The sequence below is a fragment of the Mesorhizobium sp. M1409 genome (assembly GCF_040317535.1).
Classification (GTDB): Bacteria; Pseudomonadota; Alphaproteobacteria; order Rhizobiales; family Rhizobiaceae; genus Mesorhizobium.
The window spans coordinates 18,829-44,876 of record NZ_JAMYKV010000042.1 but is presented as its reverse complement, the minus strand read 5'-3'; the positions used below and the strand labels follow the sequence as shown (position 1 = coordinate 44,876).

The following is a 26,048-nucleotide window of genomic DNA, read 5'->3' as shown; positions in this document are numbered from 1 at the left end:
GCGGATCGTTAATGCTTCTCGGGCACATTCCGCCGACGAACCGCGAAGGAGGGTTCGGCCTTGGTTTTCGGGGTGGGGACGGCATGGCGGAAGCGGACGAAACAATCGGCGCGCGCGGCAAGCGCGGGCCTCGCAAATCGACAATGCATGGCGACGGTACATCATCGTCCGCCACAGGTAGGGGGTCGGTCCATGCGCTTCGCCAACTGGTCGAAGCCGGTGCGGACTGGGTCTGGGAAACCGACGCCGAACTGCGCTTCTCCTGGCTTTCGCAAAACTACCAGGCAGCCACCGGCATCGATCCGGCAAAGGTGCTTGGCCGGTTCCGCTTCGACTTCCTCAACCAGGTCCTGAACGGCGACCGCAGCGGTGCCGCGCATCTGGAGGATCTGCAGGCGCACCGGCCGTTTCGCGACTTCGTCTATGAACTGAAAGGTGGTAGCGCCGATTGCCGCTGGGTTTTGACATCGGGCTTTCCAAGGTTCGACGACGAGGGAAAATTCGCCGGTTATCGCGGTGTCGGCCGCAACATCACGGCACTGGTCGGCGCCTTCCAAACCCCGAGGCAGGAATCATCGGCGGTCGGCGAACCCGACCAGCATCTGGTCGATCTCGAGCGGACGATGGACGCCATGCACATGGGCGTCGTGCTTCTCGATGCTAGGCTCGACACGCTGATCGTCAACAAGGCCTATCGCGAGCTTTCCAGGATTCCGGACGGCACTGTCACCGTCGGCGCTCCGTTCAGCCTGTTGATGGAACTCAACCGCCGCAACGGCATCTATGGCGACATCGACGAACAGCAATGGCAGCGCTATCTCGCCACCCGCATCGAGGAAATTCGCGCCGGCTCCGTCGCGCCGCGTGAGTTTCTCCACGCCGACGGCAGGACCATGATGTTCTCGGTGACGGCGCTGTCCGGAGGCAAGCGGCTGTTGACCTACTATGAGGTCACCGAGATCAAGCATCGCGATGCCGAGATCGAGAACGCCAACGCCAAAATCGCCGAGACCTTCGCCAATCTCCGCATCATGGTCGACCAGATGCCGATCGGTGTCCTCGTCCTCGACGCCGATATGCGCGCCGAAGTCATCAACCGTGCCTTCTACGATTTCTGGCAGATCGACGCCCGGCGCGCCGAGATCGGCTGCAGCTTCCGCGATCTGATGGATGCCAGCCGCGACATCGACCCGTTTGGTTCCGACGACGCGACATGGCAGCGGCATATTGCCGAGCGCGAGGCGGAAATCAGGGCCGGCACCGCCGGATCGCGGCAGTTCCCGCGCAATGACGGCCGCACGCTGATATCGTCGATGGCGCCGCTGGCCGGCGGCAAGCGGCTGATCTCCTATGTCGACGTCACCGACATGAAGGACCGCGAGGCCGACCTTGCCGACGCGCTGGAGAAAGCGCGACTGGCGGAAGCGGTGATCAACGCGGTCAAGGATCCGATCTTCGTCAAGGACGATCATCTGCGCTTCGTCTTCGTCAACGAGGCGTTCGCCGCCTTGTTCGGCCAGACGCCGCAAGCCATGCTCGGCAAACCCGGCGGCGATTTCCTGCCGACGAACGCCGTCGCGCTTTTCGAGCAGAGCGAACGGGACGTGCTTGCCAGCGGACGCCCATACGAAGTGGAAGAAAATTTCGAGGCTGACGGCGCCAGCCGTTCGCGCATCGTCAGGAAGAGCCGCGTCGGCATGCCCAGCGGCCGCAATTACGTTGCCGGTTTCCTGTTCGACATTTCCGACATGAAGCGCCGCGAGACCGAGGCGCAGGATGCGCGCAAGCATCTCGCCAGCGTGCTGGAATCCTTGCCGGCCGCCGTGATCATCTACGATCGCGACGACAGGTTCGTTTTCGCCAACCGCAAGATCCAGGACACGCTGCCGGCCTTGAAGCCGGCATGGCAGCCCGGCTGCACATTCCGCGAGGCGCTCGTCCTCGGCCATGCGAACGGCTATTTCCGCAACAGCGGCGATCCGCAAGTCGACCAGCTCTACGACAGCGACCATGATCGCTGGCTGGATGCGATCCTCGCCCGCTACCGCTTGCCCAATTCCTCCTACGAGCGTCACAACCCCGATGGCCGCTGGTATCAGGTCTATGACATGCGGACCGACGATGGCACCTTCATCGGTGTTCGTGTCGACATCTCCGAGATCAAGAGCCGCGAGGCGGCGTTGCGCGACTCGATGCGCCAGATCGATCTGTTCCGGCATGTGCTGGACGAATTGCCGGTCGCCGCCTTCATCAAGGCGCAGGACCTGAGCATCGAGTTCGTCAACAAGGCCTGGTGCGCGATCACGGGCTTGGGCAAGGAGGATGTCATCGGCCGCACCGACCGCCAGCTGTTCGGTGCGCAGGACGCCGATGGCTACAGCGATGACGATGCACAAGTCGCGGTGACCGGCGCCGTCAAGGAGGTCGAGGAACCCGTCACCCATCGCGACGGCACGGTTCGGCAATTGATGACGCGCAAGAGCCGCCTGGTGGCGCTGGACGGATCCGTGCATCTGGTTGGTTCGAGCACCGACATCACCGACGTCAAGGCGCGCGAGCGCGCGCTGGAAGAGAGCATGCGCGAGAACGAGGTGTTCCGCAGCCTGATCGACAACGTACCTGTGTCGATCTACGCCAAGCGCTCCGACCTCAGGCAGTTCTACGTCAACAAGGGCTGGAGCGATCTCACCGGCTTCGGCAAGGACGAGGCGATCGGCAAGACCGACATCGAGATCTTCGGGCCTGATGGCGAAGCCTTCGTCGACAGCGACCTTGCGGTACTGCGCACCGGTGAGACGCAAGAGGTCGAAGAGACCGTTACGGCGGCCGACGGCAGCGTCAGGCACCAATTCGCCCGCAAGGGCGCGATGATCGCATCCGACGGTTCGCTCTATTTGATCGGATCGACCACCGATATCACCGAGCTGAAGATGCGCGAGGCCGAACTGCGCGAGGCGCGGCAGCGCGCCATTCTCGCCGACCGCGCCAAGTCGGAATTCCTCGCCAATATGAGCCACGAGATCCGTACGCCGATGAACGGCGTGCTCGGCATGGCCGAGCTGCTGGCCAAATCGGATCTCGACCCGAAGCAGAAGACATTTACCGACATCATCGTGAAATCGGGCAACGCGCTGCTCACCATCATCAACGACATCCTGGATTTCTCCAAGATCGATGCCGGCCAGTTGGTGCTCGATCCGGCGCCCTTCAATCTTGCCGAGGCGATCGAGGATGTGGCGACGCTGGTGTCGACACGCGCCAAGGAAAAGGACCTCGAGCTCATCGTGCGCATCGAGCCCCGTCTCGAGAGCCTGTTCGTCGGCGATGTGGGCCGCATCAGGCAGATCGTCACCAACCTGCTCGGCAATGCGGTGAAATTCACCGATGAAGGCCATGTGCTGGTCGATGTCACCGGCGAGAGAGTTGCGACCGGAACAAAGCTCACCATCTCGGTCACCGATACGGGCATAGGTATCCCCGAGGAAAAACTGAAACTTGTGTTCGAGAAGTTCAGCCAGGTCGACACCTCATCGACGCGACGGCACGAGGGAACCGGCCTTGGCCTCGCCATCACCTCGCGACTCGTCGAGCTGATGGGCGGCGACATCGGTGTCGAGAGCGCCGAAGGCAAAGGCTCGACCTTCTGGTTCGCGGTGACGCTACCGAGGGCCGGAGAGCAGAACGGGCAACCCATCATGCCGATCGACGTGACCGGCGCGCGCGTGCTGATCGTCGACGACAATGCCGTCAACAGGGCCATCCTGACCGAACAGATGACATCGTGGACGTTCGATTCCTGCGCGGCCGAAAGCGGCGCCGAGGGCCTCAAGGTGCTGATCGCCGCCGCCGCCTATGGCGTGCCGGTCGATTGCGTCGTGCTCGACTACCAGATGCCTGAGATGAGCGGCGCCGAAATGGCGCGGATCGTGCGCAACACCGCCGGCCTTGCCGGCACACCGATCATCATGCTGACCTCGGTCGACCAGTCGCTCGCCAACACCAGCTATCGCGATCTCGGCATCGATGCCCAGCTGATCAAGCCGGCGCGCTCATCGGTGCTGCTGGAAACGTTGGTCGCCACCATCCAGCGGCATCGCCACAACACGAGCGGCGGCGACGACCTGCCGCTCGCAGGCACCGTCCCTGCAGCGCGGCCACAGCCGTCGGCGCCGGCGGAACAGCGGGCGCTGCTGCAGCCGCCTTCAATTCGCCCACGGCCAGCCACGACGGGTGGCGACGACAGGCTGGACATACTGGTAGCCGAGGACAACGAGGTGAACCAGATGGTGTTCACCCAGATTCTCGGCGAGACCGGTTTTGGTTTCGAGATCGTCGGCAATGGCCGCAAGGCGCTCGACGCCTTCGGCCGGCTCAATCCGTGCATGATCCTGATGGATGTCTCGATGCCGGAGATGAACGGGCTGGAGGCAACCGCCGCCATTCGTCGGCTGGAGGAAGAAACCGGCACGCATGTGCCGATCGTCGGCGTCACCGCGCATGCGCTGAAAGGCGATCGCGAGCGCTGCCTGGAGGCCGGCATGGACGACTATCTGCCCAAGCCGATCAGCCCCAGGGCCCTGCTCGAGAAGGTCGAGCGCTGGATCGGCGCCAGCCGTCAGGCTCAGCGCAACGCCGGGTAAGGGGTTCTCGCCGCACCGGTTCGCGAGAAGCCAAGCAAAGATTCGCGACGCGTCCCGCGCGCAGCACTATGGCGCGATCGCACCATATCAAAACTGTGCCTGATCAAGACAATGGCCGTATTCGAATTCCGCTCTTCCCAGTTACGGGCGGGAGCAGCGACCGCCGGCATGAGACAGCGTCAACCTACCCCAACGGACCTGTTTTCGGCGATGGCCCGGCCACGACACCGTGGCCGAGAGCAACGCGCTCCCGTCCGGCTTTTCTTTATAAAGCCCTGCTGATCCCAAATCGCCGGCCAGCCTCGGGCCTAAACGTCGCAAGTCCCTGATTCCGGGGACAAAGCCGGGCTCCATCGGGAGTGCTGGCCAGGCCACAATTTGTTCGTCCCGATCATGCGTTACCGGGGTGACATCAAACTGTCATGCGACTGTAATAATCGAAGGCTATTGGCCTCAGCGGGCGCCGAGAGCAATGGCGCCGAGAGACCATCTTCCGAACAGGAGCAGGCCACATGAGACATTTCATCCGCTCGGCGGCCGTTGCGATCGCAATGGCTACGGCGTCCACTTTCACCCTTTCCGCGGCAATGGCAGCTGATCTTTCCGGCGCCGGCTCGACCTTCATCTATCCGGTGTTCGCCAAATGGGCCGACACCTACAAGAAAGACACCGGCGTCGGCCTCAACTACCAGTCGATCGGTTCGGGCGGCGGCATCAAGCAGGTCATCGCCAAGACCGTGACCTTCGGCGCCACCGACAAGCCGATGTCCGATGCCGACCTGGAAAAGAACGGCCTCGTGCAGTTCCCGATGGTGATGGGCGGCATCGTGCCGATCGTCAACCTGACCGGCATCAAGCCGGGCGAACTGGTTCTTGACGGCGCGACCCTGGCCCAGATCTACCTCGGCGCCATCACCACCTGGGATGATGCTGCGATCAAGGCGCTGAACCCGACCCTGACCCTGCCGTCCACCGCGATCGCCGTCGTGCATCGCTCGGACGGGTCGGGCACGACCTTCAACTTCACCAACTATCTGGTCAAGCTGTCGCCCGACTGGAAGGACAAGGTCGGTTCGGATACAGCCGTCGAATGGCCTACGGGCGTAGGCGCCAAGGGCAGCGAAGGCGTCGCCAATACCGTCAAGCAGACCGACGGCAGCATCGGCTACGTCGAGTATGCCTATGCCAAGCAGAACAGCCTTTCCTACTCCAAGCTGGTGAATGCCGCCGGCAAGGTCGTCGAGCCGTCGCTCGAATCCTTCGGTGCGGCTGCTTCGAATGCCGATTTCAAAGGCGCGAAGAACTTCAACGTCATCATCACCAACGAACCCGGCGACACCAGCTGGCCGATCGCTGCTTCGACCTGGGTGCTGATCCACAAGGTTCCCGACGATGCCGCCGCCACCGGTGAAGCGCTGAAGTTCTTTGCCTGGGCCTACAAGGACGGCAAGGAAACCGCCAAGGCGCTCGACTATGTCTCGATCCCCGACAGCGTCGTCGACCTGATCAAGACCTCCTGGAAGGCCGACATCCAGGCCGACGGGAAGCCCGTCTACGCAGGCGAGTAATAACCTTTGAAGGAGCGCCGCGGCGCGGCGCTCCTTTTTCCTCAACTCAAAGAGCCGAGCTTCACATGAGCGCTGTCCAGGAAGCCTTGCCAGCCATTCGAGGTTCGCGCGATGCGATCGTCAGACGATTCGCGCTGACCGACGCAATCTTCCACGGGATGACCCGGGCCGCCGCCATATTGGTGCTGGTCCTGCTTGGCGGCGTCGCGATCTCGCTGTTTGCCGGATCCTGGCAAGCCCTGTCGACCTTCGGCTTCTCTTTCCTGACCAGCGAAAGCTGGAATCCGGTGACGGAGAAGTTCGGCGCGCTGGCACCGATCTACGGCACCATCATCACGTCGGCCATCGCCATCCTGATTGCCGTGCCGCTCGGCATCGGAATCGCCATCTTTCTCACCGAGCTTTGCCCACGCCCGTTGCGGCGGCCGATCGGCATGGCGGTGGAACTGCTGGCCGGCATCCCCTCGATCATTTACGGCATCTGGGGCCTGTTCGTGCTGGCGCCGTTCCTGCAGACGATCGTGCAGCCGTTCATCATCGGCGTGTTCCACGGCATTCCCGGCCTCGGCAGCCTGTTTGCCGGTCCGCCCTATGGCATCGGCCTGCTGACCTCGTCGCTGATCCTGGCCATCATGGTGCTGCCCTTCATCACCTCGATCACCAAGGACGTCTTCGACACGGTGCCGCCGGTGCTGAAGGAATCCGCCTACGGCATCGGCTGCACGACCTGGGAAGTGACCCGCCGCGTCGTCATTCCCTACACAAGGATCGGTATCATGGGCGGCGTCATGCTCGGCCTTGGCCGCGCGCTGGGCGAAACCATGGCGGTGACCTTCGTCATCGGCAACGCGCACCGCATCTCGACCTCGCTGTTCGCGCCGGCAACGACGATCTCCGCGACCATCGCCAATGAATTCACCGAAGCCGTCGGCGACCTCTACACGTCTTCGCTGGTGGCGCTCGGCCTGATCCTGTTCGTCATCACCTTCCTGATCCTTGCCATCGCCCGCTACATGCTGATGCGCATCGACGCCCGCACCGGAGCCTGACCGATGTCGACAGCCACATCGCTTCACCAGAGCCGCAAGAGGAAGAATGCCGTGATGATGACGCTGTGCGTCACCGCGGCGGGCATCGGACTTGCCTGGCTGGCGCTCATCCTCGGCGCGCTGGTCTACAAGGGCGCCGCCGGCCTGTCCCTTGACGTCTTCACGCAGATGACGCCGCCTCCCGGCGACGCCGGCGGCCTGCTCAACGCCATTTACGGCAGCGTGGTCATGACGATCATCGCCGTCATCGTCGGCACGCCAATCGGTGTGCTGGCCGGCACGTACATGGCCGAATACGGTCGCTTTTCCAAGCTGACCACCGTGGTGCGCTTCATCAACGACATCCTGCTGTCGGCGCCGTCGATCATCATCGGCCTGTTCGTCTACGAATTGATGGTGCGGCCGATGGGGCATTTCTCGGCAATCGCCGGTGCTGTCGCGCTCGCCATCCTCGTCATTCCGGTTGTGGTGCGCACCACCGAAGACATGCTCAATTTGGTGCCGAACGCCTTGCGCGAAGCCGGCACCGCGATCGGCGCGCCGCGCTGGGTGGTCATCAAGTCGGTCGCCTACCGCGCCGCGCTTTCCGGCATTGTCACCGGCATATTGCTGTCGATCGCCCGTATCTCCGGCGAGACGGCACCACTGCTCTTCACGGCGCTCAACAACCAGTTCTGGTCGAGCAATCTCAACGCGCCGATGGCCAGCTTGCCTGTCACCATCTTCCAGTTCGCTCTCAGCCCTTACGAGGAATGGCAGCAACTGGCCTGGACCGGCGCACTTATCATCACATTGACGGTTCTCGCGCTCAGCATCGTTGCGCGCAGCCTGACCGGACGCAGAGAGGACAAATGAGCCAGATGTTGTCTCCAGACATGACGATCGCCGCCGAGGCCACCGCCAAGGCCAAGATCGAGGTCAAGAACCTCAACTTCTACTACGGCCAATCGAAGGCGCTGAAGGACATCACGCTGTCCTTGCCGGAGCGCAGCGTCACCGCCTTCATCGGGCCTTCGGGCTGCGGGAAGTCGACGCTGCTGCGCGTCTTCAACCGCATCTATGAGCTTTATCCCAGGCAGACGGCCGACGGTCAGGTGCTGCTCGACGGCCAGAACGTTCTTGACCGCTCGCAGGACCTCAACCTGCTGCGCACCAAGATCGGCATGGTGTTCCAGAAGCCGACGCCATTTCCGATGTCGATCTATGAAAACATCGCTTTCGGCATCAGGCTCTACGAGAAGCTGAGCAAATCCGAGATGGACGGCCGCGTCGAGCAGGCGCTGAAGCGCGCGGCACTCTGGACCGAGGTCAAGGACAAGCTCGACGCCAGCGGCCTCAGCCTCTCAGGCGGCCAGCAGCAGCGGCTCTGCATCGCCCGTACCGTGGCGGTGAAGCCGGAAGTCATCCTGCTCGACGAGCCCGCCTCGGCGCTCGATCCGCTGTCGACCGCCAAGATCGAGGAGCTGATCGACGAGTTGCAAGCCGACTACACGATCGTCATCGTCACCCACAACATGCAGCAGGCGGCGCGCGTGTCGAAGCAGACGGCCTTCATGTATCTGGGCGAGCTGGTCGAGTTCGACCGCACCGAGAAGATCTTCACGTCGCCCCGCGAGAAGCGCACGCAGGACTACATCACCGGCCGCTTCGGCTGAGCTCAGGCATACGAGGAACAGGATCATGAGCGAACACACAGTCGCTTCTTTCGACGAGGATCTCGGTCAGATCAGCAAGCTCATCAGCGACATGGGCGATCTCGCCAGCTCGATGGTCGGCGGTGCGACCAAGGCGCTGTTGAATTCCGACAACGCCTTGGCACAGCGCGTCGTCTCCGACGACGCGATCATGGACGCGCGCCAGCGGGAGCTCGACGACCGCGCCATCACGCTGATCGCCAAGCGGCAGCCGATGGCCGACGATCTGCGCCATGTCGTCGGTTCGATCCGCATGGCCGGCGATCTCGAACGCATCGGCGACCTTGCCAAGAACATCGCCAAGCGCGTCGGCACTGTCGGCCTCAGCGTTACGCCGCGCGACCTTTCGCACTCGATCGATGGAATGGCACAACTGGTGCTGATCCAGGTGCAGGGCGTCATCGAGGAATATGCGGCGCGTGACGCCGCCGCGCTGGCGAAACTGCGTGCCGACGACGAACGCATCGACGTCAAATACACCTCCGTGTTCCGCGAACTTCTCACCTATATGATGGAAGACCCGCGCAACATCACCGCGTGCACGCATCTTTTGTTCTGCGCCAAGAATCTCGAGCGCATCGGCGACCACGTCACCAACATCGCGGAAAATGCCTATTATGTTTTGACCGGCACGCAGCTGCCGGCCAATCGTCCGAAGCAGGACGAGACGACAATGTCCGCGCCGGCGGCATGACGACAGGGGTGACCAGCCGATGATCGCGCCACGCATCATGGTGGTGGAGGACGAGGAGCCGCTAGGCGTGCTGCTCCGTTATAATCTGGAGTCCGAGGGCTATCAGGTCGAGGTGGTGACGCGCGGCGACGAGGCCGAGATCCGGCTGCAGGAGAACGTGCCTGACCTTCTGGTGCTCGACTGGATGGTGCCGGCGGTTTCCGGCATCGAACTCTGCCGACGCCTGCGAATGCGCCCCGAGACCGAGCGGCTGCCGATCATCATGCTGACCGCGCGCGGCGAGGAGAGCGACCGCGTGCGCGGCCTCTCGACCGGCGCCGACGACTATCTGGTCAAGCCTTTCTCGACGCCGGAGTTCATGGCCAGGGTCAAGGCGCTGCTGCGCCGTGCCAAGCCGGAAGTGCTGTCCAGCGTGCTGAAGGTCGGCGACATCGTGCTCGATCGAGAATCGCATCGGGTCTATCGCAAGAAGAGCGAGATCCGGCTCGGGCCGACCGAATTCCGCCTGCTCGAATTCATGATGCGCCATCCCGGCCGCGTGTTCTCGCGCAGCCAGCTGCTCGACAATGTCTGGGGTGAGACGATCTACATCGACGAACGCACGGTGGACGTGCATGTCGGCCGGCTGCGCAAGGCGGTCAACAACGGCCGCATGCCCGACGTCATCCGCACCATTCGAGGTGCAGGCTACGCGATCAGGGAAGATTAATTCCCATCCCATCCCGATAAATCGGAACCCAGGTTCAAGCTCGGTCAGCAGGCGGTCGCCAACGGCCGCGAAGGGTGGAATGTTGCATTCGTCTCATCGGTGGAGAACGAGCATGTGGCGCCCAGGAGCGGTCATCCCATCAGTTTTCGAATGACCGCATTTGGGCCAAGGCGACAGGCGGCTTCTGGCATCCAAAAAGCGATGGCGGACATTCAAGCAGGCGGGATTGAAATCTTTAACCGACCCTTCGCGGTCGTTGCCCGGTCGCAGCGAAACGTCCGCAGCGGAGTGAGCCATGCTGGAATTGATTGTGCGTGGCTAACTGGTCGGTCACTTCACAACTCGATTGCTCTGCGATCTCTCAAACTGCTGTTGTGTCCGGCTGGCCGCGGGAAGAACGGTTCGCGATTAGTCGGTCATAATCGCCATTTTGCCCGTAAAACTCTGCCCTCCAAATCGTGCTCCTTCTAGCGAGGATTGAACTAATGCATTTATCTATATCCGTCAAAGCACGCGACTTTCACATAAATATAGAATTTTATTAAAATTATATTTTTGACGGAGGACGGATTCCTTCTCTTTATTCAGTGTATGTGCGCCGAATGGTCAATATTATCTCGGATCGGATGACGATTCCCTGGAACTATTTCATCCGTTGCAACGTTGCTTGGGAAGCAGTCGCTGGGACTCGTATCGAATGATTTCACCAGGTCGGATACCATGAGGAAGGATTTCTGATGAGCACCGTCGTAAACGCCAAAGGCATCCCTCTTCCCTACACCGGCGCTTCCACTCATTGGTTCTCGGCCACTGGGTCTGGACCGGAACTGCATGGCACCTCCGGCAACGACTCCTTCTGGGGAGACACCGGCGTCAAGGTCACGATCTACGGTGGCGCCGGCGACGACTACTATCACCTCTATTCCACCAACAATAAGGTGGTCGAGGATCCTGGGGCAGGAATCGACACGATCGACACATGGATGAGCTACAAGCTCCCCGACAATTTCGAGAACCTCGTCGTTACCGGCGCCAATCGATATGCGTTCGGAAATGCGTTGGACAACATCATCAAGGGCGGGTCGGGTCATCAGACGCTGGATGGCGGCAAGGGCGACGATGTCCTGATCGGCGGAGACGGCGCCGACACTTTCGCCATCTCTAAAGGAAATGGAAGTGATCTTATCTTCGATTTCGGTGCGACTGATACGGTCCGCCTTAACGGCTATGACTTCACTTCGTTCGATGCCGTCCGTTCACAGATGGTTCAGGTGGAATCAAACGTGATGCTGAACCTCGGATCCGACGAGATCCTGGTGTTCAAGAATACGACCATCGACAAGTTGCAGCCCACCCAGTTCGAGCTGCCGATAGACAAGTCCGGAATGACGCTGTCCTTCTCCGACGAATTTAACACGCTGAGCCTTCGGAACGGACAGGACGGCACCTGGAATTCCAATTTCTGGTGGGGAGCGCCGAACGGCAGCACATTGAGCAGCAATGGCGAGTTGCAATGGTATGTCGACGCCAATTATGGCCCGACGAGTTCCGTCCACCCGTTCAGCGTTGAAAACGGCGTCCTCACCATCACCGCGGCGCAGGCGCCGGAGGACATCAAGCCTCTGATCAACAATTACGAATACACCTCGGGGATCCTGACGACGCACGACACCTTCGCGCAAGCCTATGGCTATTTCGAAATGCGGGCGGACCTGCCCGAAACAGCCGGAGCATGGCCGGCCTTCTGGCTGCTTCCGGAAGACGGATCGTGGCCGCCGGAGCTGGACGTTGTCGAAACGCGCGGCCAGGACCTGAACACGCTCTACATGACGGCGCATACCAATGAGACGGGAGCGCACACGAAGGTTTCGTCCACGGTGAACGTTGCGGACACCGACGGTTTCCACACCTATGGCCTGCTCTGGACGAAGGATGAGCTTGTCTGGACCTACGATGGTGTAAAGGTCGCCCAAGCGGCAACGCCGTCCGACATGCACGACCCCATGTACATATTGGCAAATCTCGCGGTGGGCGGCATTGCCGGCCAGCCTCCTGACCATCTGGCGACGCCGGCGGAGATGAAAATCGACTACATCCGCGCCTATACGCTGGACGACCTGCAGCACCACCCCTTGGACATCGCGGCCGACCATTCGGTCTAAGCGACGCCCTCACGTTGGGGCCATGAGCCGTTGGGAGCGCGGGAATGATTGCACAGTCTGGTCTGCGGGCAGTCTTGAGGCGCGCCATCGTAGATGTCGGTGTTTTCTCGTTCCTCATCAACATCCTGCTATTGGTGATCCCCCTCTATCTCTTGCAGGTCTATGACCGCGTCCTGCTGTCCTCCAGCGTCGAGACGCTTCTCTACCTCTCTGCTATCGCGGTTCTCGCGCTCGCCTTTCTCGGTCTCCTCGATACGATCCGCTCCGTCTACACGCAGCGCGTTGCAGCCACGGTCGACAACAGATTGGGCGCGAGGACATTCGCCGTCTCGCTTGAGGCTAAGTACGCCGGCGGCGCAGCTCTGTCTCCACTGCGCGACCTTGCCTCGGTATGCGCCTTCATCAGGTCACGCGGCGCGGCGGTCTTGTTCGACCTGCCGTTCGCTCCGTTCTTCCTCGCCCTGCTGTACCTCATCCATCCTTTTCTATTTTGGCTTACGCTGACAGGAGTTGCGCTGTTGCTTGCGCTGGTCGTGGCAAATCAGCTTGCCGTCGGCAGGAACGACGCTTTGTCCGCGGAACGTTCGGCTGTCGCCAGCCTGTCGGAGCAGGCCTTTGCCCGCAGCGCGGAGACGCTGCTCGCCATGGGCATGGTCCAAAACGCCGCGCGCGTCTGGGGTAGGCACGTGGCGGAGGCGCTAATTCTTCATGACCGTTCGTCCATGGCCAACGCGATTTTCAGCGGAACGTCGCGAGCCGTACGCATGATGCTTCAGCTGGCGATACTGGGTGTCGGAGCATGGCTCGTGCTGCAAGGGAAGATGACGGCCGGGATGATCTTCGCGTCTTCCCTGGTGTCGTCCCGCGCGCTGCAGCCGCTCGACCAACTGATCGGTTCATGGCGCCAGATCGTCGACGCCAGACGATCGTGGAAGCGGTTGGACAAGGCGCTTTCCGCCCATTCGGCACAAACGCAAAAACTGATACTGCCGGATCCGTCGGGCGAAATCGTCGTGCAGGACCTGATCTTTGTCGCGCCGAACGCCACGCCCGGCACCGAACCCATCATCAAGAGACTGAACTTCCACATCGGCGCCGGCGAAGCGGTTGCGATAATAGGTCCAAGCGGAGCCGGCAAGTCCACCCTGGCGAGATTGCTTGTCGGTGCGATCCAAGCGACCAGCGGCTGCGTCAGGATCAACGGCGCTGACCTCAGAACCTGGAACGAGAAGCAGCTTGGCCGTCATATCGGATATCTCGCTCAGGAGGTGGAACTCTTTCCCGGATCGATCGCGGAAAATGTCGCCCGCTTTGAACCCGATGCAAGTGACACCTCGATCGTCGAAGCGGCAAAGAATGCCCAGGCGCATGAGCTGATATTGGAGCAGCGAGACGGCTATCAGACCAGAATAGGTCCGTCGGACAGAACACTGTCGGGCGGCGTACGCCAAAGGATCGGGCTGGCGCGCGCCTTCTACGGCAATCCGCGTATTCTGGTTCTGGACGAGCCCAGTACCCATCTCGATGGCAGCGGCGAAGCGGCGCTTGAAGGGGCGCTTGCCGCGGCGAAAGCGGCGGGCGTTACGACAATCCTGATAACGCACCGTCCCTCGATCGCCGCGGCTTGCGACCGCGTGATGCTTCTGCGCGGTGGAGTGATCGAAGCCTTCGGTCCAAGCGGCGACGTATTGCGGCGGTCGATTGCCGGTAACGGCCTTCCCCCACAGCGCGACACGGTGGTGACAGGGTCTTTTGCCACGACGATCCGCAGCACCCCTCATAGCGTCCGCTTTGGATCCTAGAAGATGGCAGCACAGAGTCTTGTCTGGGAAGGCAAAGCACGCACCGACATCCGGCGGGTGGCATTCGCCGGATACGCGGCAATAGCAATATTGGTGGGCTGCCTTGGCTATTGGGCGGTCAGTGCACCGTTGTCCGGAGCGGTGATCACGCAAGGCACGATCTCGGCGACGGGCGGCAACATTCTCATTCAGCATCCCGAAGGCGGCATCATCCAGGAATTGCTGGTTCATGAAGGTGATCGCGTGCAACAGGCCCAGGATCTGATCATACTGGATCGAACAGCCGCGCAAGCCGAGCTCAACCGACTGGCGAGGCAGTCTGTCGCGCTCAAGGCCAGCGCCTCGCGGCTGGAGGCGGAGCGCGACGGACTGGACCGGCTTGCGCCAATCGCGGAGGCTGCGCCACCACCGTTCCAGCACGATTTCGAGACTCTGGTTCAAGAACAGCAGAAGGAATTCAACGCCAGGCTCGCCCGGTTTCGATCGGAACAATCGATCCTCAGGCAACGGCTTGCCATGCATCGCCAGTCGGTCGTGGGATTGCAGGCCCAGAAACAGGCCATTCAGCAACAGGCCGAAGTCGTGAAGAAAGAACTCGGCATCAAGACCAGCCTGTTGGGCAAAGGCCTCACCAATCGCACCGAATATTCGCAGCTTTTGCGCAGCGAGGCCGATCTCGTCGGGCAGGCAGGGGCGCTGGAGGCAAATCTTGCATCGGCCAACACCGAGATCGTCGAAGCCCAGGAGCAGATCGAGCGCCTGACCACGCAACGCGTGGAGGAGGCCCTGACGAAGCTCGACGAGGTGCATTCTTCGCTGGCCGACATTGACGAACAGATGCGCGCATCCGAGGCAGTGCTGCGGCGGACGACGATCAAGGCACCGGCAGCGGGCATCGTGGTGTCGTCCACCTACAATGCCAAGGGCAGCGTGATTGCCCCAGGCGAAAAGATCATGGAGATCCTGCCTACGGCATCGGGCCTGATAGTCGATGCACGGCTACCGCCGAAAGACATCGATCAGGTTCGTATCGGCCAGCCGGCAAAATTGCGATTGTCCGCGTTGAACATGCGGCTCACCCCTGAGATTTCAGCCATCGTGACCCAAGTTTCCGCGGACCGGCTCATCGACGAGGCTACGCATGAACCCTATTTCCGCGCCAAGCTGAAGATTGCCGCCAACCTGCCGCCCGGCGTGAAAGCGGAGCAGCTTTACCCCGGAATGTCGGTAGAGGCGTTCATCAGAACTGGCGACCGGACTTTCTTCGAGTATCTCGCACGGCCGATGCTTGATTCCTTCGCTCGCGCTTTCACCGAGCGGTAGATGTTACGGGCCGCGCAATCCCCTCAGGCACGGTCAATGATCACCAGGGCTGGGTATGAGAGTTCAACCGAGGGCGTGCGAACTTCCGCTCAGGGTCGAACTCGGTCGTTCAGAATGATTGGTTTTTGACCCTGGTCCTCACGCAACGCTCTTTCCGACGCTTCCTCTCGTCTGCGCGCCGGGTGCAAAAATCTCCTGGTCGACAAAGGTCAGCGCGCGCATCGCGCAGCCTTCGCGGATCAGCGGCAGTTCGTTCGGCTCGGTGTCGAAGGAGATCGATTCCGAGTGCTGGCCGCCGGCGGTCTGGGAAATGGCCTGCCGCAATGCAGGCTCGATCAAGTCGAAGGCGGCGGCGCTGACGCCGACCATGGCAACGGGCGCCGGATCGATCAGCGCGAACAAGCTGCCGAGACCGTAGCCGAGCGCTTCACCGGCCTTGCGATAGGCCTCGCGCTCGGGCCCATCCCTTTCGCGGGCCGCGGTCGCCAGGGCCCGCATGTCGGCGTCGCTGACATCGGCGACTGGTTCCGCGTCTTCGCCCATCTGCCTTGCATTGCGCCAGATGGCGTAGTTGCCGGCATAGGCCTCGACGCAGCCGCGCCGCCCGCAGCGACACAGCGCACCGTTTGGCTGATGGATCATGTGGCCGAACTCGCCGCCCGAGGAATGGGTGCCGGTAAACAGCTCGCCTTTCAGCACCAGGCCCATGCCGATGCCGTGCGACAGCAGGATGGCGATGAAATCGTCGCGGTAGCGATCGGGATCGCGCCAGCGCAGCGCGATCGCCATCATGTTGCAGTCGTTCTCCATGGTGGCGGGGATGCCGAACTCGGCTTCGAGTATGTCGGCGAAGGCGATGTCGGTGTGCGGGGTGATCGGCGACCACAGCATTGCGCGGGAACGGGTGTCGGTGATGCCCTGGATCGCCAACGCGATGCGGGCGACGCTGCGCATGTCGAGGTCCGGGTCTTCGAAGCGGCGCCGCACGATTGCCATGCATTCGCCGATCAGCGCGTCGCGCGGCATTGTCAGCGTGTCCAGCCGGCGCTGTTCCTCCGATATCACCTGGCCGGCGTAGTCGATGACGGCGACGGAGAGAAAATTCAGCGACAGCACCACGGTCATCACCGTCGCGGCTTCCGGATTGAGGCTGAGGCCGACCTGCGGCCGGCCGCGTTTGAGCGAAGCGGCCTCGCTTGGCTTGCTTTCGGCCAGGATGCCTTCGCCGATCAGGTCGGAGGAGATCGCCGATATGGTCGAGTGGCTTAGGCCCGTGGTCGCGGCGATCTCGGTACGTGACGGCTGTCCGGCTCGGCGTACGGCGGCGATCACCATCGCCCGGTTGCGCCGGCGCAAATCGTCGTGGCGGATTCCGACCGACATGTCCTCTTCAAGTCCTCCCGGTCGCCGCGGTTCTCCGTACCCCTCGAACGCTGTCGGCGACGCAGCCAAATACTGGCAGAAGCTGTCCACTCTGTCATTTATTTATTCCGGAGCTCGAAAAAAATTCGCGAGCACCTCAAAATCCATCAGAATCGATGTTGACAGCGTTCGGGCGTTGGATCAGTATTTTTTCGAGGCTCGAAAAAATAGAGCCTCTGTGCCGGCCTTCGGGTCAGTTTGGTCGCGCCATACGCGGCGCAGGGAGGATATTATGAAAAGATTCACAGCCGCCATCCTGGCGGGTGTCGCCATGTCGCTGACGCTCGCGTCGGTCGCACAGGCGAAGGACAAGGTCATCGGGGTTTCGTGGTCCAACTTCCAGGAAGAGCGCTGGAAGACCGACGAGGCCGCCATGAAGACGGCGATCGAGGCTGCCGGCGACAAGTACATCTCCGCCGACGCGCAGTCCAATCCCGGCAAGCAGCTGACCGATGTCGAGAGCCTGATCTCGCAGGGCGCCAATTCGCTGATCATCCTGGCGCAGGATGCCTCGGCCATCGGCCCGGCGGTACAGAAGGCGCTGGACGAAGGCATTCCGGTCGTCGGCTATGACCGGCTGATCGAGAACAAGGACGTCTTCTATCTGACCTTCGACAACAAGGAAGTCGGCCGCATGCAGGCCCGCGAAGTGTTCAAGGTCAAGCCGGAAGGCAACTATGTCTTCATCAAGGGTTCGGGCGCCGATCCGAATGCTGACTTCCTGTTCGCCGGCTCGATGGAAGTGCTCAAGGAAGCCATCGACAGCGGCAAGATCAAGAATGTCGGCGAGGCCTATACGGACGGCTGGCTGCCCGCCAACGCCCAGAAGAACATGGAACAGTTCCTGACCGCTAACGACAACAAGGTCGATGCCGTGGTCGCGGCCAATGACGGCACCGCCGGCGGCGTCGTCGCGGCGCTGACGGCGCAGGGACTTGCCGGCACCGTGCCGGTCTCGGGTCAGGACGGCGACCATGCAGCACTCAACCGCATCGCGCTCGGCACGCAGACCGTGTCGGTGTGGAAGGATGCGCGCGAACTCGGCAAGAATGCCGCCGAGATCGCCTCGCAGCTGGCCGACGGCAAGAAGACGGGCGACATTGCAGGCGCCAAGGACTTCACGACACCGGGCGGCAACACCGTCAAGTCGCTGTTCCTGACCCCGGTTGCCATCACCAAGGACAATCTCAACGTCGTCATCGACGCCGGCTGGATCAAGAAGGACGAAGTCTGCGCGGGCGTCGCCGCCGGCACCGTCGCGGCCTGCAACTAGAACTGGGATCTTTCTGCATTCTCAACGCCGCGGCCCAAAAGCCGCGGCGTTTTCTCAAAAAGATTTGTGTTTCCGCATCACGCGGATAGCTTCTAGGCTGGTTCCGGTATTCGCGTCAGACGGCCCGCCGGTTGGGAGAAAATCATGACCGACACGACGTCCAACCCACTTGCTGCAGATACCCCCGCGGACCAAGCGCGCGCGTCCGAACTGAGCGCTGTCGGACGCTTTCTCAAGGCAACCGAACTCGATACGCGCATGCTTGGCATGGTCGGTGCGTTGCTGGTCATCTGGGTCGGTATTCACATCCTGTCGGGCGGACTGTTCCTGACGCCGCGCAATCTCTGGAACCTGTCGGTGCAGACCTCCTCGGTCGCGATCATGGCAACCGGCATGGTGCTGGTCATCGTCATGCGCAACATCGACCTTTCGGTCGGTTCCGTCGAAGGCGTGATCGGTATGATCATGGGCGTGGCGCAAGCCGAATTCCTCATTCGCGTCATCGGCTTCCAGCTTGGAAATCCCTGGCTCTGGATCGTCGCCCTGGCCGCCGGCGCGGTGCTCGGTCTTGTGATCGGCGCCTTCCAGGGCTTCATCATCGCCTATCTCGAAGTTCCTGCCTTCATCGTGACGCTGGGCGGTCTGTTGGTCTGGCGCGGCATGGCATGGCTGATCACCAACGGGCGCACGGTCGCGCCGCTTGACGCTACGTTCCAGCTGATGGGCGGCGGGCCGCGGGGCTCCGTCGGCGCCACCGCCAGCTGGATCATCGGCATCGTCGCTTGCGTGGCTGTCGCTTTCGCGCTGCTGAACGGCCGGTCGCAGCGCAAACGGTTCAACTTTCCACTGCGCCCCGTCTGGGCCGAAACCTTCCTCGGTGTGGTCACCTGCGCTGCCATCCTTGGAGCCGTCTGGATCGCCAATTCCTATCCGTGGCCAATCGGCATCGTGCGCCAGTATGCGCAGCAGAACGGCATCACCATTCCCGAAGGCGGGCTGTTCATCGCCCACGGCATCGCCATACCGGTGCTGATGGCGGTCGCGGTCGGCATCGTCATGACCTTCATCACCAAGCGCACCCGTTTCGGTCGCTATGTCTTTGCCATCGGCGGCAATCCGGAGGCCGCCAATCTCGCCGGCATCAACACGCGCTGGGTGACCATGAAGGTGTTCATGATCATGGGCGTGCTGGCCGCGATCAGCGCGGCGATCTCGTCGGCCCGCCTCAACGCGGCGACCAATGCGCTGGGCACGTTGGACGAGTTGCTGGTGATCGCCGCCGCCGTCATCGGCGGCACCTCGCTTGCCGGTGGCTCCGGAACGGTGCTCGGCGCCATGCTCGGCGCGCTGCTCATGCAGTCGCTGCAGTCCGGCATGGTGCTGCTTGGCATCGACTCGCCGCTGCAGAGCATCGTCGTCGGCGCCGTGCTCGTCGTCGCGGTCTGGCTCGATACCGTCTATCGCAAGCGCGTCTAGGGAGGACAAGATCATGGCAGACAAGACCGCTCCCACCGGCACCGCGCTGATCGACATGCGCAACGTCTCGATCGCCTTTGGCGGCATTCGCGCCGTCGACGACGCCTCGATCGATCTTTTCCCCGGCGAGGTCGTGGCGCTGCTCGGCCACAATGGCGCCGGCAAGTCGACATTGATCAAGATCCTGTCCGGCGCCTACAAGCGCGATGCGGGCCAGATCTTCGTCAATGGCGAGGAGGCAGCTATCTCCAATCCGCGCGACGCCAAGAAATACGGCATCGAGACGATCTACCAGACGCTGGCGTTGGCCGACAATGTCGACGCCGCCGCCAATCTGTTCCTCGGCCGCGAGCTGATGACCGCCTGGGGCACGCTCGACGACGTTGCCATGGAGGCGGAGGCGCGCAAGGTGATGGGCCGGCTCAATCCGCGCTTCCAGCGCTTCAAGGAGCCGGTGATCAAGCTGTCGGGCGGCCAGCGGCAGTCGGTGGCGATCGCGCGCGCGATCCTGTTCAACGCGAGGATCCTGATCATGGACGAGCCGACGGCGGCGCTTGGCCCGCAGGAAACGGCGCAGGTCGGCGAACTGGTCAAGCAGCTCAAGTCCGACGGCATCGGCATCTTCCTGATCAGCCACGACATCCATGATGTGTTCGAACTTGCCGACCGGGTCTGCGTCATGAAGAACGGCCAGGTGGTCGGCACCGCCCGCACCAATGACGTGACCCAGGACGAGGTGCTCGGCATGATCATTCTGGGCAAATGCCCGCCCGGCGCGATCCCCGGACCGGGCGCGCTGAAGATCGCCGCTTGAGGCCTGCCGGTAGCGGTGCCAGCTGGCTGGACGAATATGCCGGGTCTCGGACCATCTGATGTGCCAGCCGTCAGGATGGCTTGGCCTTGCCATTGTGTTGGCACGGCGACTTGCCCATAAAGGCCCGACATGCCCAGGGATCGCATCATCCGTTGAAAAGGTTTTTTCCAATCGTCGCGTTCATCGCCGTCGCGCTGATCAGCATGACGATGGCGGGGTTTGCTTATTTCGCGACGCAAGAGGCCGCCCGCATCAAGTTCGAAGCGACAGCCGACGACGCGCTCAACCGGATCGAGAGCCGCATCGACCTCCACCTCTCGCTGCTGCGCTCGACGCAGGCCCTGTTCGATGCCCGCAACGGCAATATTTCCGGCAACGAGTTCAACGCGTTCTTCAAAGCGCTCGATGTCGACAGAAACTTTGCCGGCTTACGCGGCATCGGCTATCTCAGGCTGGCAAGGGCTGGAGACGAGGCGGCGATCGAACGCGATATGCCGCACGACCATGGCGTCAGCCATCCAATCTATCCTGATACCACGCAGCCCTGGCGCACCCCCGTCGTGCTGTTCGAGCCGCTGGATCCTTCCAACCAGACCAGCGTCGGCTACGACATGTTCAGTGAACCGGTGCGGCGCGCGGCGATCGAAAAAGCGATGTCGGACGACCAGCAGCACGCCAGCGGGCTGGTGCAGCTGGGTCAGGACACCGGTGCCGCGCAGACGTTCACCGGCTTCCTCGTCTTCGTTCGGCTCAATGTCGAAACCGCACCCGATGCCATCAATGCGCCCGGATCCTCCACAGCCGGTTTTCTCTATGCGGCCTTTCGAGCTCGCGACCTGTTCCAGACCGCGCTCAGCCGGTCACCGCTGCTGCCGGTCAACACGGAAATCTACGACGGCGACGGCGCCGTGAGCGGCGACAATCTGTTGTTCCGGTCTGAGACGCCACCGGCTTCGACCTTCGGGGACAGGCTGCTGGTCACACGCAAGATCATTGTGGCCGGGCGGCCATGGACTGTTCTGTTCCGGCCGACGAGCGCCTTCTCGCAGCCTTCGTCGCGCGCCATTCCGGTGATGCTGGGGCTGTTCGGCCTGCTGTTGGCCGGCGCCATCGCGCTGGTGGCGCGTTATCAGGAGCGGGCCTATGAGGCGGCGGCGCGCTTGCACGAGACGACGGAAAAGAGCCTGCTCGAAAAAGACCTGATGCTGCAGGAGATGAAGCATCGCATCAAGAATTCGATCACCAGGGTGCTGGCGATCGCGCGGCAGACGGCTTCGCGGGCCACCGACGTCAATGAGTTTTCCGCATCCTTCTCGGCCCGGCTCCAGGCGATGGCGGCGTCTCAGGACATGCTGACGCGCTCGCGCTGGCAGAAGGCCGATCTTGGCGATCTCTTGCGTATCGAGCTCGGCCAGGTGTTCGGCAAGGAACTGCCCGAAGGGCTGTTGTCAGGGCCGCAGGTGCTGCTCGACGAAACCACGACGCAAGCGCTCGGCCTGACCTTTCACGAACTGGCGACGAATGCGCTGAAATACGGCGAAGCCGGCAATTCGGCCAATTCGCTCAAGGGGGACTGGGCGCTGAAAGTGGACTGGTCGCTCGAAGGGCGCGGGCGTGACAGGACGCTGGCTCTCAACTGGCGCGAAACCGGGCAGAAGAAATTCGAAGCGCCCGCCAAGACCGGATTCGGTACCAAGCTGATAGACCTCAACGTCACGCGCGAATTGCGCGGCACGATCAAGCGTGATTTCCGGGCCAATGGGCTGAACGTGGAAATCAGAATCCCTCTGGCGAGCTGACGGCGATCGTCAGGCGGCCAGGATCAAGCATCCAAACATCGAAAATCCGGAGGCCGGCCGACCGGTCTCCGGATCAACGTTTCGATTATCGCCCGAACTAGTTGCAGCGAGCCGTGTAGATCCGGCCGCGATGATCGCGATACTGGCAATAGCCATTGCGCAGATTGCGCACCAGCAGGCCGGAACCGGCACCCACGGCCGCGCCGATCAGCGCGCCCTTGCCGCCGCCGACCAAGCCGCCGACACCGGCGCCAATCAAGCCGCCGCCAACCACGTCCTGTTCGGTCGAGGTGCAGCCACTGACCGCCACCACCGCAACCATGGCGATAATCATCTTCCGCATAGAGTCACTCCTCACTTTGTGTCCTCACTTTAATAAGCTCCAACCGCCATTTAGCATGAAATGGAGGCCTTTGCTGCTGCAATCTATTGTTGCCGAAGATAGTCTTTTTCTGGGCGCACCGTGTTCGACGCCATCACGACGCTGGAAATCGCCAGGGAAGCGTCGAGCGTGCCGTCCGGATGCACATTCCAGACGATCTGGTCATAGTCGTCTTCCAGAGCCGGATCGACCGAAAGGCACTTGCCCACGATATGCTGAGCCTGCCCCTGGACATCGCTCATCGCAAACGGCCGTTCGGCAATGCATTGGTCAGCGGTTTCGAAGACACTTACAGGAACCTGGAGTTCACGGCAGTCGGCCATCGTGTTCGAGCAGCCGATGACCAGCAACAATGCAGCGATGTGTTCCATGGCGGAAAAGTCCTCCCGCCATAGTAACGGTTCATATTGGACAAAGTTCCTGCATCGCAAGGCTTACCAGCTAATTAGGATGGGGCGGGCTGGGCGCGCCGGGCTTCGACGTCAGAAAGCCAACTGGAAGAGCACGGCTGCGAGTACAACCGCGGCCAGACCTAAGGCGAGAAGGCGCAGTGAGGCATGGGGGACAGGTGGTACGGACGCCTCGGAGTCCTCAAACTCGCCCATGGAGATACGAGCGGCCTGTTCCAGTCTGTTCATATCGGCAACCGTCAAGGCATTCCTCCCGCACCATGCTGCAAGTCCTGCCGCGGCAATGTCCGGCGATGCAACAGGTTCCAGCGGTATCTGGGAAAAACAGCATCCGCTTTTATGGTGAACACCCGGTTAAGGATCGGCGTCGGTCGCTCATTCCGTCTCGAAATTGCCCCGTGGAACGACAAGGCGGTATTCGAGGCGACCAGCCTCGATTTCAAGCGTCGCCGTGCCGTTCAGCGACGCCGGCACGACCCGTTCAAGCGCGACGCTGCCGAAGCGCTTCTCGCTACGCGTGATATCATTGGCTCCGATCGTCTCGGCCCATGTCAGAGACAGGGAGGTCCCGGTGTCGGCCGCAGGCAGGCTGGCTGTAACCTCGACGAACCCATCCGGCCGCGACAAGGCGCCATAGCTCACCGAGTTGACGGCGAGTTCATGCATGGCGAGGCCGATATGCAGGGCAGCGTTCGGATTGAGATAGGGGTTTGCCCCCTGAAAACGCAGGCTGCGCACCGGATCTCCGCCGTAGCGGCCAACCTGGCCCGATACCAGTTCGCGAAGTGCGGCGCCTCTCCAATTGGAGGAGGTCACGAGATCCTGGGACGAAGCCAGCGATTGCAGCCGGCCGCGGAAGCGTGTCAGGAAATCACCGATGCTGTCGGAGTAGCGCCCGGTCTGGGTGGCTATGCTTTGAATGATCGCCAGCAGATTCTTCGAGCGATGACTGACTTCGCGCAGCAGCGTCGTCAGGGTCTGCTCACGGCGTTTCTGCTCGGTCGTCTCGACCATGGTGGTGACGACGCCTTGCACCGTGCCGCCATCGCCGTGGTCGGCATCGATCCAGACTTGGAACCAGCGGATGCCATCCTCGACGGGAACGCTGATCTCGAGACGTTGCGGGTTGCCGGATGCAATGACGTCGCGCTTGGCCGCGCCAATGCGGTCGGCCTGCGCCGCCGGCAGGATGCCGTTGCTGTCGGCGGTGTCGGAAACCCAGGGCGCGCGCATGTTGCGCGCCCATACGGTTTTCATCTCGCGATCCTGATAGAGAACGGAAATGCCGGCATTGTGCAAGGCGTGGAGAAGAGCCCGGCCAAGCTGCATACCGCTTTCGGCAGGATGCAGGGCGATGACTTCATCGCTTTGCACGTCGTCCTTCCTATCTCCGGTTCTGGAACGCATCGGCCAAACTGTCCACCCAACTCAGGCTGAACGGCTCACTGTTGAATGGGTTCCAAAAGAGATTCCCGAAACCAGCCTCCAAAAGCGGTCCGCCGGACAGTGCCCTTTGCAGGATACCGCCCGGCGGTGACTGGAAACCGTTTGAGGGGTGCGGCTTCCAGTGTTCGCTCGGATGATCGCTCGGCCCTCACGCCCGTCTGAATAGGCCCGCAAGAAGCGAAATGATCAGGAAAGCGAGAAAGATGAAAAACAATATCTGCGCTATGCCAGCAGACGTACCGGCGATGCCGCCGAAACCAAGCGCGCCGGCGATGATTGCCACGACGAGAAATACGAGCGCCCAGTAAAGCATGGTCCATCTCCTTCGAATGGTGCGATGAAAACGTGGGTAGATGCGGTTTGTTCCACCCTTTGCCGAAAAAGACGATGCTTGCAAATCGTTCGAAGCCGGAGGTGCGGGAATTTCGCCGATGATGAATCCGGCTCGCCACAAAGCCGCCCGATGTATCGCATCGGGCGGTCCTCAATGTCGTGCCGGCAGGACGTGCCGCGAGTCTAGGCGGCGGCTTTTGCCTGGCGATCGAAGAACAGCGCCTGGCTGATCAGCGCCTTGACCATATCGGGATTGAACGGCTTGGTGACCAGGAAGGCCGGTTCGGGACGTTCGCCGGTCAACAGACGCTCGGGAAAGGCGGTGATGAAGATGACCGGCACCGATGTCGACGACAGGATCTCGTTTACCGCCTCGATGCCCGAACTGCCGTCGGCGAGCTGGATGTCGGCCAGCACCATCTTTGGCCGTGTCTTGCCGAACATCATCACCGCCTCGGCATGGGTGCGCGCCGTTCCGACGACGCGGTGCCCGAGGCTCTCGACCATTTCCTCTATATCCATGGCGATTAGCGGTTCATCCTCGATGATCAGCACGTCGGTTGCCACCTGGCGGGAAATCTCGTTGCTTGCCTGGGCAAGCAGCTCGGAAAACTCCTGGTCGCCGACATCGAGAATCTCCGCCGCCTCGTCCTCGCTGAAACCTTCGACGGCGACGAGCAGGAAGGCCTGGCGGGGGAGCGGCGCTATAGCATTCAGATTGGCGGCGGCGCGCTGTTCCCATGCCGACTGCACCTGCTCCTGCGGGACGCGGATGGCGACCGATGTGAACAGCTTGGCGAAAACCTTGTACAGCGCGATACGATCGCTCGATGCCTCGGGGAAGATATCGACATCGGCGATAATGGCTTCGAGCATCGCGGCGACCAGCGCGTCGCCACTCTCCTGCGATCCGGAAACGGCCCGCGAGAAGCGGCGCAGGAACGGCAGATGTGGTGCGATGGTGGCGGATAAGCTCATGATAGGACGTCTCCCTCAGAATGACGTAATTGCATAGATTGCAGGTTAAGCTGATTGCAACCCCGGTCAAACAA

General features: G+C 61.9%; 21 protein-coding genes. 14 read left to right on the top strand and 7 right to left on the bottom strand.

Going from position 1 to position 26,048, the window contains the following annotated elements; all coding sequences use genetic code 11:
* The first annotated feature begins 83 nt into the window (after positions 1–83).
* The 10 genes from NKG99_RS26390 (at position 84) to NKG99_RS26345 (ending at position 15,641) form a co-directional block, all read left to right on the top strand.
* Positions 84–4,640, top strand: a complete 4,557-nt coding sequence (locus NKG99_RS26390; RefSeq protein WP_352871903.1) for a PAS domain-containing protein — start codon at positions 84–86, stop codon at positions 4,638–4,640.
* A gap of 512 nt (positions 4,641–5,152) precedes the next feature.
* Positions 5,153–6,208: a phosphate ABC transporter substrate-binding protein PstS gene (gene pstS / locus NKG99_RS26385; protein ID WP_352871901.1), complete on the top strand. Its 1,056-nt coding sequence runs from the start codon at positions 5,153–5,155 to the stop codon at positions 6,206–6,208.
* Positions 6,209–6,273: 65 nt separating this feature from the next.
* The gene (pstC, locus tag NKG99_RS26380) at positions 6,274–7,257 is read left to right on the top strand and encodes a phosphate ABC transporter permease subunit PstC (RefSeq protein ID WP_352871899.1); all 984 of its coding nucleotides are present in this window, start codon (positions 6,274–6,276) and stop codon (positions 7,255–7,257) included.
* 3 nt (positions 7,258–7,260) lie between these two features.
* Positions 7,261–8,112 carry a phosphate ABC transporter permease PstA gene (gene pstA, locus NKG99_RS26375; RefSeq protein WP_352633396.1) on the top strand — a complete coding sequence of 284 codons (852 nt, stop codon included), beginning with the start codon at positions 7,261–7,263 and terminating at the stop codon, positions 8,110–8,112.
* Positions 8,109–8,912: a phosphate ABC transporter ATP-binding protein PstB gene (pstB, locus tag NKG99_RS26370; RefSeq protein WP_352871897.1), complete on the top strand. Its 804-nt coding sequence runs from the start codon at positions 8,109–8,111 to the stop codon at positions 8,910–8,912. Before pstA ends, pstB begins: the two co-directional genes overlap by 4 nt.
* Before the next feature lie 25 nt (positions 8,913–8,937).
* The gene (phoU, locus tag NKG99_RS26365; protein WP_023757396.1) at positions 8,938–9,645 is read left to right on the top strand and encodes a phosphate signaling complex protein PhoU; all 708 of its coding nucleotides are present in this window, start codon (positions 8,938–8,940) and stop codon (positions 9,643–9,645) included.
* 19 nt (positions 9,646–9,664) lie between these two features.
* Positions 9,665–10,354 carry a phosphate regulon transcriptional regulator PhoB gene (gene phoB / locus NKG99_RS26360; protein ID WP_010911896.1) on the top strand — a complete coding sequence of 230 codons (690 nt, stop codon included), beginning with the start codon at positions 9,665–9,667 and terminating at the stop codon, positions 10,352–10,354.
* Between the two features lie 737 nt (positions 10,355–11,091).
* Positions 11,092–12,516, top strand: a complete 1,425-nt coding sequence (gene eglC, locus NKG99_RS26355; protein ID WP_352871894.1) for an endo-1,3-1,4-beta-glycanase EglC — start codon at positions 11,092–11,094, stop codon at positions 12,514–12,516.
* 44 nt (positions 12,517–12,560) lie between these two features.
* Complete coding sequence (locus NKG99_RS26350; protein WP_352871892.1) at positions 12,561–14,318, top strand: type I secretion system permease/ATPase; 1,758 nt, start codon at positions 12,561–12,563, stop codon at positions 14,316–14,318.
* A 3-nt stretch (positions 14,319–14,321) separates the two neighbouring features.
* Positions 14,322–15,641: an HlyD family type I secretion periplasmic adaptor subunit gene (locus NKG99_RS26345; protein ID WP_352871890.1), complete on the top strand. Its 1,320-nt coding sequence runs from the start codon at positions 14,322–14,324 to the stop codon at positions 15,639–15,641.
* A gap of 138 nt (positions 15,642–15,779) precedes the next feature.
* Here the strand turns inward: NKG99_RS26345 and NKG99_RS26340 are convergent, their stop codons facing one another.
* Positions 15,780–17,024, bottom strand: a complete 1,245-nt coding sequence (locus tag NKG99_RS26340) for an ROK family protein (RefSeq protein WP_352871889.1) — start codon at positions 17,022–17,024, stop codon at positions 15,780–15,782.
* A gap of 271 nt (positions 17,025–17,295) precedes the next feature.
* Here NKG99_RS26340 and xylF point away from each other — a divergent pair, with 271 nt between their 5' ends.
* From xylF to NKG99_RS26320, 4 genes are all read left to right on the top strand, one after another.
* The gene (gene xylF, locus NKG99_RS26335; protein WP_352486460.1) at positions 17,296–18,336 is read left to right on the top strand and encodes a D-xylose ABC transporter substrate-binding protein; all 1,041 of its coding nucleotides are present in this window, start codon (positions 17,296–17,298) and stop codon (positions 18,334–18,336) included.
* A 144-nt stretch (positions 18,337–18,480) separates the two neighbouring features.
* Entirely contained in the window at positions 18,481–19,812 is a 1,332-nt protein-coding gene (locus tag NKG99_RS26330) for a sugar ABC transporter permease (RefSeq protein ID WP_352871886.1), read from the top strand.
* A gap of 13 nt (positions 19,813–19,825) precedes the next feature.
* Complete coding sequence (locus tag NKG99_RS26325; RefSeq protein ID WP_352871884.1) at positions 19,826–20,626, top strand: ATP-binding cassette domain-containing protein; 801 nt, start codon at positions 19,826–19,828, stop codon at positions 20,624–20,626.
* A gap of 152 nt (positions 20,627–20,778) precedes the next feature.
* On the top strand, positions 20,779–22,425 hold the full coding sequence (locus tag NKG99_RS26320; protein WP_352871882.1) for a CHASE domain-containing protein: 1,647 nt from the start codon (positions 20,779–20,781) through the stop codon (positions 22,423–22,425).
* 97 nt (positions 22,426–22,522) lie between these two features.
* On the opposite strand, the gene NKG99_RS26315 is transcribed toward NKG99_RS26320, so the two are convergent.
* The 6 genes from NKG99_RS26315 to NKG99_RS26290 all read right to left on the bottom strand — a co-directional run bounded on the left by NKG99_RS26315 (position 22,523) and on the right by NKG99_RS26290 (position 25,974).
* Positions 22,523–22,768, bottom strand: a complete 246-nt coding sequence (locus NKG99_RS26315; RefSeq protein ID WP_023757387.1) for a YMGG-like glycine zipper-containing protein — start codon at positions 22,766–22,768, stop codon at positions 22,523–22,525.
* Positions 22,769–22,851: 83 nt separating this feature from the next.
* On the bottom strand, positions 22,852–23,178 hold the full coding sequence (locus NKG99_RS26310) for a hypothetical protein (protein WP_352871880.1): 327 nt from the start codon (positions 23,176–23,178) through the stop codon (positions 22,852–22,854).
* A gap of 111 nt (positions 23,179–23,289) precedes the next feature.
* Complete coding sequence (locus NKG99_RS26305) at positions 23,290–23,460, bottom strand: hypothetical protein (RefSeq protein ID WP_352871878.1); 171 nt, start codon at positions 23,458–23,460, stop codon at positions 23,290–23,292.
* Between the two features lie 132 nt (positions 23,461–23,592).
* The gene (locus tag NKG99_RS26300) at positions 23,593–24,624 is read right to left on the bottom strand and encodes a sensor histidine kinase (protein WP_352871876.1); all 1,032 of its coding nucleotides are present in this window, start codon (positions 24,622–24,624) and stop codon (positions 23,593–23,595) included.
* A 187-nt stretch (positions 24,625–24,811) separates the two neighbouring features.
* Positions 24,812–24,976 (bottom strand): DUF1328 domain-containing protein, encoded by a 165-nt coding sequence (locus NKG99_RS26295; protein ID WP_006203859.1) that lies wholly within the window; start codon positions 24,974–24,976, stop codon positions 24,812–24,814.
* Positions 24,977–25,179: 203 nt separating this feature from the next.
* A complete protein-coding gene (locus NKG99_RS26290; protein ID WP_352871874.1) occupies positions 25,180–25,974 on the bottom strand; it encodes a response regulator in 795 nt (264 codons plus the stop codon).
* Between the last annotated feature and the right edge of the window lie 74 nt (positions 25,975–26,048).